Source organism: Marmoricola sp. Leaf446, assembly GCF_001424755.1.
Classification (GTDB): Bacteria; Actinomycetota; Actinomycetes; order Propionibacteriales; family Nocardioidaceae; genus Marmoricola.
Genome location: NZ_LMRF01000005.1, coordinates 316,296 through 330,119 on the forward strand (window position 1 = coordinate 316,296; position 13,824 = coordinate 330,119).

Sequence of the window (13,824 nt, forward strand, 5' to 3'; positions counted from 1 at the left end):
TCGGTGTCATGCCGGCGACCCGCGTGCTCCCCACCGAGGAGGCCACCGCGCTCCTCGGTCTGACCCGCGACCTGTGCGAGGGCGAGCTGCTGCCCCGGGTGGCCGAGGCGGAGGCGACCGAGACCTTCCCGCGCGAGGTGTTCCGCACCCTCGGGCGAGCCGGCCTGCTCGGGCTGCCGTACGACGAGGAGCTGGGCGGCGGCGGCCAGCCCTACGAGGTCTACCTGCAGGTCGTCGAGGAGATCGCGAGCGTCTGGGCGAGCGTCGGCGTGGGCGTCAGCGTCCACGCGCTGTCGTGCTTCGGCCTCGCCACGGCCGGCACCGAGGAGCAGCAGCAGCGCTGGCTGCCCGACATGCTCGGCGGCGAGCTGCTCGGCGCCTACTGCCTCTCCGAGGCCCACGCCGGCTCCGACCCGAGCGCGATGCGCACCCGCGCCCGGCGCGAGGGCGACGACTACGTGGTCGACGGCGCCAAGGCGTGGACCACCCACGGCGGCCAGGCCGACTTCTACAAGCTGATGGCCCGCACCTCGGACGAGCGCAACGGCATCTCGTGCTTCCTGGTGCCTGCCGACACCGCGGGCCTCGAGGCCGACCCGCCGGAGAAGAAGATGGGCCTGACCGGCTCGGCCACCGCCACGATGCGCTTCGAGGGCGCCCGGGTGCCGGCGGACCGGCTGCTCGGGGCCGAGGGCGACGGGCTCAGGATCGCGCTGTCCGGGCTCGACGCCGGCCGGCTCGGCATCGCCGCGGTGGCGGTCGGGCTGGCCCAGGGGGCGCTCGACCACGCCGTGGCCTACGCGAAGGAGCGCCAGCAGTTCGGCCGGCGGATCATCGACTTCCAGGGTCTCGGCTTCCTGCTGGCCGACATGGAGGCCGCGGTGGCGAGCAGCCGGGCGACCTACCTCCACGCGGCGCGGCTCAAGGACCGGGGCCTGCCCTTCTCGCGCGAGGCCTCGGTGGCCAAGCTCGTCGCCACGGACGCCGCGATGAAGGTGACCACCGACGCGGTGCAGGTGCTCGGTGGCTACGGCTACACCCGCGACTTCCCGGTCGAGCGCTTCATGCGCGAGGCCAAGGTGACCCAGATCTTCGAGGGCACCAACCAGATCCAGCGCATGGTCATCGCCCGGTCGCTCGCGCAGGGCGGCACCGGTGCGCTGCTGACCGACCCCACCCCTCCGAGAGGCACCGCATGAGCACCCCCACCCGCACGCCCGACCTCGCCCGGTTCGGCCCCGACGACCTGCCCGACCTGACCGGCAGGCGGGTCGTGGTGACCGGCGCCAACTCCGGCATCGGGTTCCACGCCGCGAAGGCGTACGCCGCCCACGGCGCCCACGTCACGCTGGCCTGCCGCAACCTCGACTCCGCCCGCGAGGCGCAGGGCCGGGTCACCGGCGACACCGCCGTGGCCGAGCTCGACCTCGCGTCGCAGGCCTCGGTCGAGGCGTTCGCCGACGCCTGGCAGGGCCCGCTCGACCTGCTCGTGGCCAACGCCGGCGTGATGACGCCGCCGCGCTACCGCGAGACCGCCGACGGCCACGAGCTGCAGTTCGGCACCAACCACCTCGGTCATTTCGCGCTGACCGGCCGGCTGCTGCCGCGGCTGCTCGAGGCCGACGCCCCGCGCGTGGTCGCGGTGTCCTCGATCGCCCACCACCGCGGCGACGACTCCGTGCTCGAGGGCAACCCGCGGGCGACGTACAGCTCCAACAAGGCCTACGGCAACTCCAAGCTGGCCAACCTGCTCTTCGCCCACGAGCTGCAGCGTCGCGCCACCGCGGCGGGCAGCCGGCTCACCGTCACCGCCTGCCACCCCGGCGTCTCCAACACCGGCCTGGTGACCAGCCCCGACGGGCTCGGCTCGCTGCCCGGCGTCAAGCAGCTCGCCCCGCTCGTGATGCCGCTGGTCGTGCAGTCCTCGAAGGCCGGCGCCAACCCGACGCTGTGGGCGGCGACGTACGCCGCTCCCGGCTCCTACACCGGTCCCACCGGGCTGATGGAGAGCCGCGGTCGGCTGGGCGAGGCCAAGCAGAGCCGGTGGGCCCGCGACGAGGCGCTGGCCGCCCGGCTGTGGGACGTCTCGGTCGAGCTGACCGGGGTCTCGCCCGAGCTCGGCTGAGCCCGCTGCCGGGGCCGTCGAGGTCCCGGCAGCCCGGGCGAATGGTGCGAAAACCGTGCACCGGCGTCCCGCGCGGCGCACGCTGGAGCGCATGACCTCTCGTGGACGCTCCCCCCGCGCCGCCCGCTGGGCCGCCGTCGCGGCGACGGCCGCCCTGGCCCTGCTGGGCTCGCTCGTCGCCCCGCCGATCGCGGGCGCCGAGGCCCGACCCACCGCCGGCGCCGCCGCGCTGACCGCCGCCGACGGTGCGACGAACCCGTTGGCGGGCCGCCGGTGGGGTGTCTACAAGGGCAACGGCGACCAGTCCTGGGCGCCGTACGTCAAGGCGACGGGCACCGAGAAGGCGCTGCTCGGCAAGATCGCGCTGCGCCCGAAAGCCAAGTGGTTCGGGGCGTGGATCCCCAGCTCCGACATCGGCCGCACCGTCGACGCCTACATCGCCAACGCCACCGGCGGCGACCCCGAGGTGCTGGTGCAGATGACGGTGTTCCGGATGACGCCGTGGGAGCACGAGGCGTGCCGGCGGCTGCCCACCGCGGCCGAGCAGGCGTCGTACAAGCAGTGGGTCGACCGGTTCGCCGCCGCCGTCGGCGACGCCCACGTCGCGCTGGTGCTGCAGCCCGACGGCCCCTTCGCGCAGTGCGTCCCGGGACGGTCGCTCGTCCCCTCGCGGCTGATCGCCTACTCCGCCAGGAAGTTCTCGGCGCTCCCGAACACCGCGGTCTACATCGACGGCGGTGCCTCGGACTGGCCCGAGGACGACCCCGCCGCGGCGGTGGACTTCCTCGTCCCGGCCGGCATCGCCCACACCCGCGGCTTCGCGCTCAACTCCACGCACTACACCTCGGTGGGCAGCGACATCGCCTACGGCGCCGCCATGGTCGAGGAGCTGGCCCGCCGCGGCATCCCGGGCAAGCACTTCGTGGTCGACACCGCCAAGAACGGCAAGCCCTTCACCTGGAAGCAGCGGCGCAGCAGCAACTTCGACAACTCCCCGGTCTGCCGCTCACGCACCGACACCCGCTGCGTCACGCTCGGCATCCCCCCGACCGTCGACGTCACCAACGCCAGGTGGGGGCTGTCCGCGACCAACCGCGCCTCGGCCGGCAGGCTCGTCGACGGCTTCCTCTGGTTCGGCCGGCCCTGGCTCTACATGCAGGCCGACCCGTTCGTGAAGAGCCGCGCGCTCCAGCTCGTGCGCACCTCGCCCTGGCACTGAGGCCGCACCCCCGACCCCCTGGAAACAGTGGAGCCCCCGACCGGTGACCCGGTCGGGGGCTCTGCTGGTGCTGCAGACGGTGCGCGAGGGGGGAGTTGAACCCCCACGCCCTTTCGGGCACACGGACCTGAACCGTGCGCGTCTGCCTATTCCGCCACTCGCGCGTGAAGCAGGCGTCAGGTTATCCCACGCCCGGCCCGCCGCCCAAACCGGCCCCGGGCGGGCCCACCCCGACCGCTACGATCACCATTCCGCGTCCCGAGCATGGTGGAGAGGAGTCGGCATGAGTGCGTTGCAGCGCTTCGAGAACAAGCTCGAGCAGCTGGTCTCCGGCGTCTTCGCCCGCACCTTCCGCAGCGCGGTGCAGCCGGTCGAGATCGCCTCCGCGCTCGCGCGCGAGGTCGACAACTCCGCCCAGATCCTCAGCCGCGACCGCCGCCTGGTGCCCAACGACTTCCACGTCGAGCTGGCCGACACCGACCACGAGCGGCTCGACGCGCTCGGCCCGCAGCTGACCCGCGAGCTGACCGAGATGCTGCGCGAGCACGCGGCCGACCAGTCCTACGTCTTCACCGGCCCGGTCTCGATCACCCTGGAGCAGGCCGACGACCTCACCACGGGCCGGTTCCGGGTCCGCAGCGCCTCCCACTCCAGCTCCCGGCTGGCCGGCGGCGACCCCACCCCCACCGCCGTGCGCCGCGCCACGGCCGCGCTGGTGCTCAACGGCGAGGCGGTGCCGCTGTCCCCGCCCGGGCTGGTGCTGGGCCGGGGCAACGACGCCGACCTGCGCATCGACGACCCGGGCGTCTCGCGGCGCCACGCCGAGATCCGGGTGGAGGCGCCGCAGGAGCCCGACGGCGAGCCGCGCGTCTCGGTCATCGACCTGGGCAGCACCAACGGAGTGTCGGTCAACGGCAAGCGCGTCGAGCAGGCGAGGCTCACCGACGGTGCCACCATCAGGATCGGCACCACGACCATGTCCCTGCGGCTGCGACAAGGATGAGCCCTAGTTGTCCGAGCTGACTCTCGTCCTGATCCGCTTCGCCTACCTCGCGATCCTGTGGATCCTGGTGCTCTCGTGCATCTCGGTGATCCGCTCCGACATGTTCGGGGCCCGGGTCGCCCGCGAGGGCGCGCGTGGCGGCGGCCGGCAGCGTCCGGACCGCGGCGAGAAGCGGGCCCGGTCCAAGCCGGCCAAGCCGCGGCGCGGGGCCCCGACCCAGGTCGTCATCGTCGAGGGCGGCAACCAGGGCGAGACCGTGTCGCTCCAGGACGCCCCGCTGCTGATCGGCCGGGGCAACGACGCCGCCATCCGGCTCGACGACGACTACGCCTCGACCCGTCACGCACGCATCGCCAGCTCCGGCGAGCAGTGGTACGTCGAGGACCTCGGCTCGACCAACGGCACCTACGTCGGCACCAGCCGCATCACCCAGCCCACCGCGATCCAGCTCGGCACCCGGGTCCGCATCGGCAAGACCGTGCTGGAGCTGCGCAAGTGAGTCGTCGATGAGGCTGCGCTACGCCGCGTTCTCCGACGTCGGGAGGGTGCGCAAGGACAACCAGGACTCCGGGTACGCCGGCCCCCACCTGCTCGTCGTGGCCGACGGGGTGGGCGGCTCGGCGCGCGGCGACGTGGCCAGCGCCGAGACCGTCGAGGTGCTGCGCCGCCTCGACACCCCGCCGGGCGACGACGTCCTCGGGGCGCTGGCCGGTGCCATCCACCTCAGCCACGACCGGATCGCCGAGCTGGTGGCCGCCGACCCGTCGCTGGAGGGCACCAGCACCACCGTGACCGCGCTGGTCCTCGACGGCGACCGGATCGCGGTCGGCCACGTCGGCGACAGCCGCGGCTACCTGCTCCGCGACGGCACCCTGGCGCAGCTGACCACCGACCACACCTTCGTGCAGAGCCTGGTCGACGAGGGCCGCATCACCGAGGACGAGGCGCGCGTCCACCCGCACCGTAACCTGATCCTGCGGGCGGTCGACGGCGTCCACGAGCCCGAGCCCGACGTCTTCACCCTCGAGGTCGCCCCCGGCGACCGCATCCTGCTGTGCTCCGACGGGGCGTCGGGGGTGCTCACCGACGAGCAGCTGAGCCGCCTCCTGGCCGAGGGCACGCCCGACAGCGCGGCGTACTCCCTCGTCGACCGCTCGCTGGACGCCGGCAGCTCCGACAACGTCACCGTCGTCGTGGCCGACCTCGTCGAGGACGACGCGGTCGACGACCCCGAGACCCACGCGGCGGCCACCACCGGCCCGATGCTGGTAGGCGCCGCGGCCGAGGGGGCCCGCAGCCGCGGCCCCGGCGGCCCGGTCCCCGGCGCCCGCGACACCGGCGAGCTGGAGCCGGTCGGCGACACCGCGCCGATGGCCGTCGAGGCGCGCCGCGGGTCGGACCGGTCCGCCGGGCACCACGACGACGACCTCGATCCCGAGGAGGCCCGCTACGCCCCGCGTCCGCCCAAGCGGTTCGCCTGGGCCCGCCGTGCCGTCCTCGGGCTGGTGCTCCTGCTCGCCCTGGCGCTGATCGCGGTCGCGGCCTACCGCTGGACCCAGGACCAGTACTACGTCGGCGAGGACGCCCAGACCGTCGCGATCTACCGCGGCATCGAGGCCGACGTCCCCGGGCTGTCCACGCACCGGGTCCAGGAGCCCAGCGAGCTGCGCCTGGACGACCTGCCCGACGCCTACGCCCGCGAGGTCAGCGAGGGGATCAGCGCGAGCAGCCTGGCCGACGCCCGCGACATCGTGCAGCGGCTCGAGCGCCGGGTCACCTGCCCCGACCCCGCGCCCAGCCCCAGCCCGTCGGCGAGCCCGAGCGGGACCGCGTCACCGCGCCCGTCGGCCCGCCCCAGCCCGTCGCGCACGCCCTCGACCAGCGCCTCGGCGAGCCCGTCGGCCGGCGCCACCACCCCGGCGCTGTGCACCGAGGCCGATGAGTAGCCCCGGCCCCTCCACCGCGTCCCGCGGCTCCGGCTTCGTGCACCGCCGCCGCCGCGGTGCCGAGCTGGTGCTGCTCCTGCTCAGCCTGGTCGTCGGCGTCGGGGCGTACGCCGCGGTGGGGCTCGGCGTCGACGGCACGCTGCCCGTCGACCTGCTGACCCACGGGCTGTGGCTGACGGTGCTGCTGCTGGGCTGCCACGTCGTGCTGCGCCGGTTCGCGGCGTACGCCGACCCGGTGCTGCTGCCGATCGTCGGGGCCCTCAACGGGCTCGGCCTGGCGATGATCCACCGCATCGACCTCGGCCGGCAGGCCCGCAACCCGGACGCTGCCGCCTTCGCCTCCACCCAGCTGATCTGGATGACGCTCGGCGCGATCCTGTTCGCCACCGTGCTCGTCGTGCTGCGCGACCACCGCCGGCTGCAGGCCTTCACCTACACCGCCGGGCTGGCCGCGATCGTGCTGCTGCTGCTCCCGCTGGTGCCGGGCCTGGGCCGCACCATCAACGGTTCGCGCATCTGGATCGGCATCGGCCCGCTGAGCTTCCAGCCCGGTGAGGTGGCCAAGGTGCTGCTGGTCGTGGCGTTCGCCGGCTACCTCGTGCTGCACCGCGACGCGCTCGCGCTGGCCGGGCGCCGGCTGCTCTTCGTCGACCTGCCGCGCGGCCGCGACCTCGGCCCGATCCTCGGCATGTGGCTGGTCTCGCTGGGCATCCTGGTCTTCCAGCGCGACCTCGGCTCCTCGCTGCTCTTCTTCGGCCTGTTCCTGGTGATGCTCTACGTCGCCACCGAGCGACCGGGCTGGCTGGTGGTCGGCGGCTCGATGTTCGCGGTCGGCGCCTACCTCGGCTACCTGTCGCTGGGCCACGTGCAGACCCGCGTCGCGGCCTGGCTGGACCCCTTCGACCCCGACGTCAACGCCTACCAGCTGGTGCAGGGCCTCTACGGCATGGGCTGGGGCGGCCTCGTGGGCCGCGGGCTCGGCCAGGGCCAGCCGCAGATCACGCCGCTGGGCTTCTCGGACTTCATCATCGCCTCGATGGGCGAGGAGCTCGGGCTGACCGGCGTGATGGCGATCATCCTGCTCTACGGCATCTTGGTGGAGCGCGCGCTGCGCACCGCCCTGATCTGCCGCGACAACTTCGGCAAGCTGATGGCCACCGGCCTCGGCGTGGTCTTCGCGCTCCAGGTCTTCGTCGTGATCGGCGGGGTGACCCGGCTGATCCCGCTGACCGGCCTGACCACGCCGTTCCTGTCCCAGGGCGGCTCCAGCCTGGTCGCCAACTGGGCGATCGTGGCGCTGCTGCTGCGCATCTCCGACCAGGCCCGTCGTCCCCCGCCCGAGCTGGTGGCCGGCGACGACGAGCTCGACTCCGACGCGACCCAGGTGGTGAACCTGCGGTGAACCGCCCCATCCGCGCGATGTCCGTGGGCTGCCTGCTGCTCTTCGCGGCGCTGCTGCTCAACGCCACCTACGTGCAGTACTGGCAGGCCGACGACCTGACCTCGCTGTCCGAGCACCCCGACAACATCCGGGTGCGCGACGCCGAGTTCGCCCGCGAGCGCGGCTCGATCCTGGTCCGCGGCCGGGCCGTCGCCGAGAGCAACCCCTCCGACGACGCCTACGAGTTCCAGCGCACCTACCCCCGCGCCCTGCAGTACGCCCACCTCACCGGCTACTTCACCCGCGACAACGGCCTCGGCGGCGTCGAGGCGACGCGCAACTCGATCCTGTCGGGCAGCGACTCCGCCCTCTTCGTCAACCGGGTGGTCGACCTCGCCGACAACGAGGACCCCAAGGGCGGCAGCGTCAGCCTCACCATCGACCCGCAGGCCCAGCAGGCGGCGTACGACGGGCTGCAGGCGCTCGGCGACGACGTACAGGGCTCCGTGGTGGCGATCGAGCCCAGCACCGGCAAGATCCTCGCGATGGTCTCCAACCCGACCTTCGACCCCAACCGCCTCGCGACCCACGACTTCAGCGCGGCGGGCGCGTACAAGACCCGGCTGCTCGAGGGCGGTGGCGCCTCGCCGCTGAACAACAAGGCGATCGAGGGCGTGCTGCCCCCCGGCTCGACCTTCAAGCTGGTCACGGCGGCTGCGGCGCTGGAGTCCGGCGACTACGACCCGGAGAGCTCGGTGCCCGGCGGCGCCCGGCTCGACCTGCCCCAGACCAGCACCGACCTGATCAACGACGGTGGCGGCTCCTGCGGGGGCGAGGAGATCACGCTGACCCGCGCCCTCGAGGTCTCCTGCAACGTCTCCTTCGGCTCGGTCGGCCTCGACCTCGGCGCGGACGCCCTGCGCGAGCAGGCCGAGAAGTTCGGCTTCGGCACCCGCACCTTCTCCGACCTCGACGACGCGCTCACCCGCCAGGCGGTCAGCCGCTTCCCCGAGGACCCCGACGACCCGCAGACCGCGCTCTCGGCCATCGGTCAGTACGACGTCGCGGCCACCCCGCTGCAGATGGCGATGGTCGCGGCCGGGATCGCCAACGACGGCACCGTGATGCGGCCCTACCTCGTCGACGAGACCCTCTCGCCCAAGCTGGAGACCATCGAGCGCACCGAGCCGGAGGAGATGCCCGACCAGCCCGCGATGGACGCGGCGTCGGCCCGCGACCTGCGCCAGATGATGGTCTCGGTGGTGGAGAACGGCACCGCCCGCACCGCCGCGATCCCCGGCGTCGAGGTCGGCGGCAAGACCGGCACCGCCCAGAGCGCGCCCGACCGGCCGCCGTACGCCTGGTTCGTCTCGCTCGCCCCGGCCCAGACCCCGTCGGTCGCCGTCGCCGTGCTGGTGCAGGACGCCGGCGTGGAGCGCAACGAGATCTCCGGCTCCGGCCTGGCCGCCCCCGTGGCGCGCGCGGTGATGGAGGCGGTGGTCGGCCGGTGAGCGAGCAGGCCGAGCGCTACGAGCGACGCCACCGGATCGCCACCGGCGGCATGGGCGAGGTGTGGGCCGCCCACGACACCCTGCTGGGTCGCGACGTGGCGCTGAAGGTCCTCAAGGCCGAGTACGCCGCGGACCCCGGCTTCCGCTCCCGCTTCTCCACCGAAGCCCGCAACGCCGCCGCGCTGCACCACCCCGGCATCGCCTCGGTCTTCGACTTCGCGACCGAGGGGGCCGACGGCTCGCCGTACCTCGTGATGGAGCTGGTCGACGGCAAGCCGCTCTCCGAGCTCCTCTCCGGGGGGCGCGCGCTCGACCCCGAGCGGGTGCGCGAGCTGGCGCTCCAGGTCGCCGAGGCGCTGTCGGTGGCCCACGCCGCGGGCGTGGTGCACCGCGACGTCAAGCCCGCCAACCTCCTGGTCACGCCGCAGGGCCGGGTCAAGATCACCGACTTCGGCATCGCCCGCGCCACGGGCGACGCGGCGATCACCCGCACCGGCGAGATCATCGGCACCCCCCACTACCTCTCCCCCGAGCAGGCCTCCGGCAGGCCGGCGACCGCGGCCAGCGACGTCTACGCCCTCGGCGTGGTGCTCTTCGAGTGCCTGGCCGGCAGTCGGCCCTTCCGGGCCGACACCGCGGTCGGCCTGGCCATGGCTCACCTGCGCGACGACGTGCCCGAGCTGCCGGCGGGGGTGCCGGCCGGACTCGCCGCGGTCACCTACCGCGCCCTGGCCAAGGACCCCGCCGAGCGCTACGCCGACGGTGGCGAGATCGCGCGGGCGCTGCGGGAGGCCGCCCACGGTGGCGTGCCCGCCGGCCCCGAGCCCACCCGGGTGATGACCGCGGTCGCCCCCGCCGGTCCCGCGACGCGCCCGACCCGGGTCGCGCCCGCCGCCGCGGCCGTCCCGCCCGGGCGCGACCGGGACCGGGATCGCGACCGACGCGGCACCCCCTGGGCGGCGTACGCCGTGGCGGGGCTGCTCGCGCTGCTGCTGGTCGTGCTGCTCCTCACCCGCCCCTGGGCCGATGACCCCGGCACGACCGCCGCGAGCGAGCCGACGCCGACCCCGTCGCCGTCGGCGACGCCCAGCGAGACCGCCGAGGAGCCGACCACGATCGAGCTCGACCCCGACGACTACGTCGGCCGCCCGGTCGGCGAGGTCGAGGCGGCGCTGGCCGACCTCGGCCTGGAGACCACGACGCGCCCGGTGACCAACGACGGCAGCGGCGACCAGGGCGACGAGGGCGACGTCACCTCCCTCTCGCCGACCGGCGACGTCGAGGAGGGCGAGAGCATCACCCTCGACGTCCTCGGCGCCGCGCCCGCGCCCAGCCCCACCCCGACGCCGTCGGAGACCGCCACCGAGGAGCCGGTCGACCCCGGCAACAGCGGCAGCGGCAACAGCAGCAGCGACGGGGCACCGGGCAAGCCCGACGACAAGGCGAAGCCCGACAAGAAGGGGGACTGAGCCCGGATGACGCAACCGCACCGCATCGGTGGCCGCTACGAGGTCGGGGAGCTCCTCGGCCGGGGCGGCATGGCCGAGGTCCGCAAGGGCACCGACGTGCGCCTGGGCCGCACGGTCGCGATCAAGCGGCTGCGCACCGACCTGGCCAGCGACTCCACCTTCCAGGCCCGGTTCCGGCGCGAGGCGCAGTCGGCGGCCTCGCTCAACGACCCCTCGATCGTGTCGGTCTACGACACCGGCGAGGAGATGGCCACCGACGGCAGCAACGTCGCCCAGCCCTACATCGTCATGGAGTACGTCGCCGGACGCACCCTGCGCGACGTGGTGCGCGACGGCCGCAAGATCCTGCCCGAGCGGGCCCTGGAGATCACCTCCGGCGTGCTCCGCGCGCTCGACTACAGCCACCGCGCCGGCATCATCCACCGCGACATCAAGCCCGGCAACGTGATGCTGACCCCGGCCGGCAACGTCAAGGTGATGGACTTCGGCATCGCCCGGGCCGTCAGCGACGCCTCCTCGACGATGACGCAGACCGCCGCCGTCGTGGGCACCGCCCAGTACCTCTCCCCCGAGCAGGCCCGCGGCGAGAGCGTGGACTCCCGCTCCGACGTCTACTCCACCGGCTGCCTGCTCTACGAGCTGCTGACCGGTCGACCCCCCTTCGTGGGCGACAGCCCGGTCTCGGTGGCCTACCAGCACGTCCGCGAGCAGGCCCAGCCGCCGTCGGCGCTCGACGAGGACCTCACGCCCGAGATCGACGCCATCGTGATGAAGGCGCTGGCCAAGGACCTCGACGAGCGCTACCCCAGCGCGGCCGCGATGAAGGACGACATCGACCGCTACCTCGCCGGCCAGCCCGTCGAGGCGCCGGCGGTGGCGGCCGCCGCGACGACGTACCTCCCCACGGCCGGTCCGGCCACCCGCGTCACCACCCGCCAGCAGGACGACGACGAGGAGCCCGAGCGCAAGCGCCGCTGGCCCCTGGTGCTCGGGCTGCTGGCGCTGCTCGCGGCCATCGTGGCCGGCGTGCTGCTGCTGCCCCGCCTCGCCGACACCGGCCCCGAGCAGGTGCCGGTGCCGAGCGTGACCGGCATGACGCAGCAGCAGGCCGAGCGCACCATCACCCAGGCCGGCCTCGAGGTCGGCGAGGTGACCCGCTCCGAGAGCGAGCAGGTGGTCCGCGGCCGCGTCATCTCCCAGGACCCCCAGGCCAGCGACCAGCGCGACGCCGGCTCCGCGGTCGACTTCGAGGTCTCCCTCGGCCCGCCCCAGATCACGCTGCCCGACGTCGTGGGCGACGACAAGAACGAGGCGGCCGACGCGCTGCGTGCGGAGGGGGTGCGCGTGGTGCTGAGCGAGCGCGGCTCCGACGAGCCCGCCGACCGCGTCGTGGAGATGCAGCCCCCCGCCGGCACCGACGTCGCCCAGGACTCCCGGGTCACCCTGTTCTGGTCCGACGGCCCCGAGCAGGTGCCCGAGGTGGTCGGGCTCAGCGAGGCCGACGCCCGCCGCCGCATCGAGGCGGCCGGGTTCGAGGTCTCGGTGGTCACCGACTCCACGACCGAGGCCGAGCGCGGCACCGTGCTGCAGCAGGCGCCGCCCGCGGGGCAGAACGCCTCGGCGGGCAGCACCGTGACCATCGTGGTCTCGGCCTTCGAGCGCCCGACGCCGACACCGACGCCGACCCCGACCGAGTCACCGTCGCCGACCGAGGAGCCGAGCCCGACGGAGGCCCCGGTGCCGACGCCCTAGGGGCCTAGGGTCGCCCGCGGGTCTCGTCGTCGGGCGCGTCGCGCACGGCGGTGGCGTGGCGCAGCTCCGAGGCCCCGTCGTACGCCGGCAGCGTGACCTCCGGGTCGGTGCGCACCGCGAAGCCGAGGTCGTAGGCCACGGCGTAGTCGCGGTAGTCCGCGATCCGCTCGGAGGTGTCGAGCGCCCGGCGCATCTCGGTCACGCCGCCCACGGCGGTGATGACGTAGGGCGGGGCGTAGGGCACCCCGTGCAGCACCACCGTGTTGCCCACGCACTTGATGCCGGTCGTGCTGACCACCCGCTGGCCCTGGAGCGTCATCGCCTCCGCGCCCCCGATCCACAGGGCGTTGACGACGGCCTGGATGTCCTGCTGGTGCACCACGAGGTTCTCGGCCTCGACCTCGCCCTGCTCGGTGGCCTGCTCGATCACCTCGGCGGGAGCGTCCTCGAGGGTGACGGTGAGGGCCGGCCCGCGGACCGCCTCGAATCCGGCCGGCTCGGACAGCTGGCGCACCTGCGCCTGCAGCTCGCGGACCTCGGCGTCGCCCACCGACCGGCCCAGGGTGTCGACCTCGTCGGTGAGGTCGGCGACCCGCTGCTGCAGCTGGTCGGTCCGCTCGCGCTCCTGGCGGACCACGGTGTCGAGGTCGGTGACGCTCGAGGAGCGGAGGTCCAGGCCCCCGGCGTTGAGCGAGCTGGTCACGAACAGCGCCCCTGCCACCACGAAGCCGCCCACGGCGGCGGCGCGCCACGGGGGCACCGGGGTGGCCCGGGGACGGCGGCGGTGACGGCTGGGCACGGGGAGCTCCGTCCTGGACATCGGCGCGGCGGGTGGCCCGACTACGCTAGCCCACCAGGTCACACCCCCCATGCCACCGAGGAGCCCCGTGTCCAAGCGAACCGCGCGTCAGCCGAAGGTCACGGTCAGTAGTGGCTACGAGACCTCGGTCGTGCGCACCGCCCTCGCCGTGCTGCTCGTCGTCGCCGGCATCGCCTGGATCGCGGTCTACGTCAACGTGGCCAAGGACGCCGCCGTGTTCGTCGACTTCCCCGGTGCCAAGGCACCCAAGGACCCGCTGCCCTGGATGTCCGACCTCGGGCGCTACAACTTTCTGATCGGCTTCCTGGCCGTCTTCCTCGGCCTGACCGTCGCAGCGCACCCCACGACCCCCCTCGGCCGCGCGCGCGGCGTGGTGGTGGGCATGCTCGGCTGCTTCCTGCTCGGGCTGGTCTGGATCGTCACGTTCTACTTCGTCGGCCAGGACGGCGCGATCCCGGTGATGAAGGACCTCGACCAGTACAACCTGCTCGTCGGCATCGGCTTCATGGCCGTCGGCTTCACCTTCGCCACCAAGTGGGAGTGAGCCCCACGACGGAATGACACCGGTGTAGTTGTCCACAGGGTTCTCCCCAGGTGT

12 protein-coding genes and 1 tRNA gene are annotated in these 13,824 nt (G+C 73.9%); 11 read left to right on the forward strand and 2 right to left on the reverse strand.

Annotation, left to right across the window (positions count from 1 at the left end; translation table 11 throughout):
- The first annotated feature begins 8 nt into the window (after positions 1 to 8).
- The 3 genes from ASG49_RS14175 (at position 9) to ASG49_RS14185 (ending at position 3,344) form a co-directional block, all read left to right on the forward strand.
- Positions 9 to 1,199, forward strand: coding sequence for an acyl-CoA dehydrogenase family protein (locus ASG49_RS14175; RefSeq protein WP_056542938.1), 1,191 nt, complete (start codon positions 9 to 11; stop codon positions 1,197 to 1,199).
- Positions 1,196 to 2,125 (forward strand): oxidoreductase, encoded by a 930-nt coding sequence (locus tag ASG49_RS14180; RefSeq protein WP_082534142.1) that lies wholly within the window; start codon positions 1,196 to 1,198, stop codon positions 2,123 to 2,125. Before ASG49_RS14175 ends, ASG49_RS14180 begins: the two co-directional genes overlap by 4 nt.
- A gap of 91 nt (positions 2,126 to 2,216) precedes the next feature.
- The gene (locus tag ASG49_RS14185; protein WP_156384350.1) at positions 2,217 to 3,344 is read left to right on the forward strand and encodes a glycoside hydrolase family 6 protein; all 1,128 of its coding nucleotides are present in this window, start codon (positions 2,217 to 2,219) and stop codon (positions 3,342 to 3,344) included.
- Positions 3,345 to 3,424: 80 nt separating this feature from the next.
- Here ASG49_RS14185 and ASG49_RS14190 read toward each other — a convergent pair.
- A tRNA-Leu gene (locus ASG49_RS14190) sits at positions 3,425 to 3,508 on the reverse strand.
- Between the two features lie 119 nt (positions 3,509 to 3,627).
- Between ASG49_RS14190 and ASG49_RS14195 the strand changes: the two genes are divergently transcribed.
- The 7 genes from ASG49_RS14195 to pknB are packed head-to-tail and all read left to right on the forward strand — an operon-like array spanning position 3,628 to position 12,406.
- Positions 3,628 to 4,347 (forward strand): DUF3662 and FHA domain-containing protein, encoded by a 720-nt coding sequence (locus ASG49_RS14195; RefSeq protein ID WP_056542941.1) that lies wholly within the window; start codon positions 3,628 to 3,630, stop codon positions 4,345 to 4,347.
- A 7-nt stretch (positions 4,348 to 4,354) separates the two neighbouring features.
- On the forward strand, positions 4,355 to 4,846 hold the full coding sequence (locus ASG49_RS14200; protein ID WP_056542943.1) for an FHA domain-containing protein: 492 nt from the start codon (positions 4,355 to 4,357) through the stop codon (positions 4,844 to 4,846).
- Between the two features lie 7 nt (positions 4,847 to 4,853).
- Positions 4,854 to 6,293, forward strand: coding sequence for a PP2C family serine/threonine-protein phosphatase (locus ASG49_RS19530; RefSeq protein WP_082534143.1), 1,440 nt, complete (start codon positions 4,854 to 4,856; stop codon positions 6,291 to 6,293).
- Positions 6,286 to 7,695: an FtsW/RodA/SpoVE family cell cycle protein gene (locus ASG49_RS14210; RefSeq protein WP_056542945.1), complete on the forward strand. Its 1,410-nt coding sequence runs from the start codon at positions 6,286 to 6,288 to the stop codon at positions 7,693 to 7,695. The genes ASG49_RS19530 and ASG49_RS14210 overlap by 8 nt, the downstream gene beginning before the upstream one ends.
- Positions 7,692 to 9,185 carry a penicillin-binding protein 2 gene (locus ASG49_RS14215; protein ID WP_056542947.1) on the forward strand — a complete coding sequence of 498 codons (1,494 nt, stop codon included), beginning with the start codon at positions 7,692 to 7,694 and terminating at the stop codon, positions 9,183 to 9,185. The genes ASG49_RS14210 and ASG49_RS14215 overlap by 4 nt, the downstream gene beginning before the upstream one ends.
- On the forward strand, positions 9,182 to 10,654 hold the full coding sequence (locus ASG49_RS14220) for a serine/threonine-protein kinase (protein ID WP_056542949.1): 1,473 nt from the start codon (positions 9,182 to 9,184) through the stop codon (positions 10,652 to 10,654). The genes ASG49_RS14215 and ASG49_RS14220 overlap by 4 nt, the downstream gene beginning before the upstream one ends.
- Before the next feature lie 6 nt (positions 10,655 to 10,660).
- Positions 10,661 to 12,406, forward strand: a complete 1,746-nt coding sequence (pknB, locus tag ASG49_RS14225) for a Stk1 family PASTA domain-containing Ser/Thr kinase (RefSeq protein ID WP_056542951.1) — start codon at positions 10,661 to 10,663, stop codon at positions 12,404 to 12,406.
- A gap of 4 nt (positions 12,407 to 12,410) precedes the next feature.
- On the opposite strand, the gene ASG49_RS14230 is transcribed toward pknB, so the two are convergent.
- Complete coding sequence (locus ASG49_RS14230; protein WP_056542953.1) at positions 12,411 to 13,205, reverse strand: DUF881 domain-containing protein; 795 nt, start codon at positions 13,203 to 13,205, stop codon at positions 12,411 to 12,413.
- A gap of 88 nt (positions 13,206 to 13,293) precedes the next feature.
- Between ASG49_RS14230 and ASG49_RS14235 the strand changes: the two genes are divergently transcribed.
- Positions 13,294 to 13,770 (forward strand): cell division protein CrgA, encoded by a 477-nt coding sequence (locus ASG49_RS14235; protein ID WP_235562090.1) that lies wholly within the window; start codon positions 13,294 to 13,296, stop codon positions 13,768 to 13,770.
- Positions 13,771 to 13,824 lie beyond the last annotated feature (54 nt).

Bases quoted from the DNA above. Each gene is read 5' to 3' on its own strand.
- ASG49_RS14175 (WP_056542938.1), top strand. From the start codon at position 9: ATGCCGGCGACCCGCGTGCTCCCCACCGAGGAGGCCACCGCGCTCCTC.
- ASG49_RS14180 (WP_082534142.1), top strand. From the start codon at position 1,196: ATGAGCACCCCCACCCGCACGCCCGACCTCGCCCGGTTCGGCCCCGAC.
- ASG49_RS14185 (WP_156384350.1), top strand. From the start codon at position 2,217: ATGACCTCTCGTGGACGCTCCCCCCGCGCCGCCCGCTGGGCCGCCGTC.
- ASG49_RS14195 (WP_056542941.1), top strand. From the start codon at position 3,628: ATGAGTGCGTTGCAGCGCTTCGAGAACAAGCTCGAGCAGCTGGTCTCC.
- ASG49_RS19530 (WP_082534143.1), top strand. From the start codon at position 4,854: ATGAGGCTGCGCTACGCCGCGTTCTCCGACGTCGGGAGGGTGCGCAAG.
- ASG49_RS14210 (WP_056542945.1), top strand. From the start codon at position 6,286: ATGAGTAGCCCCGGCCCCTCCACCGCGTCCCGCGGCTCCGGCTTCGTG.
- pknB (WP_056542951.1), top strand. From the start codon at position 10,661: ATGACGCAACCGCACCGCATCGGTGGCCGCTACGAGGTCGGGGAGCTC.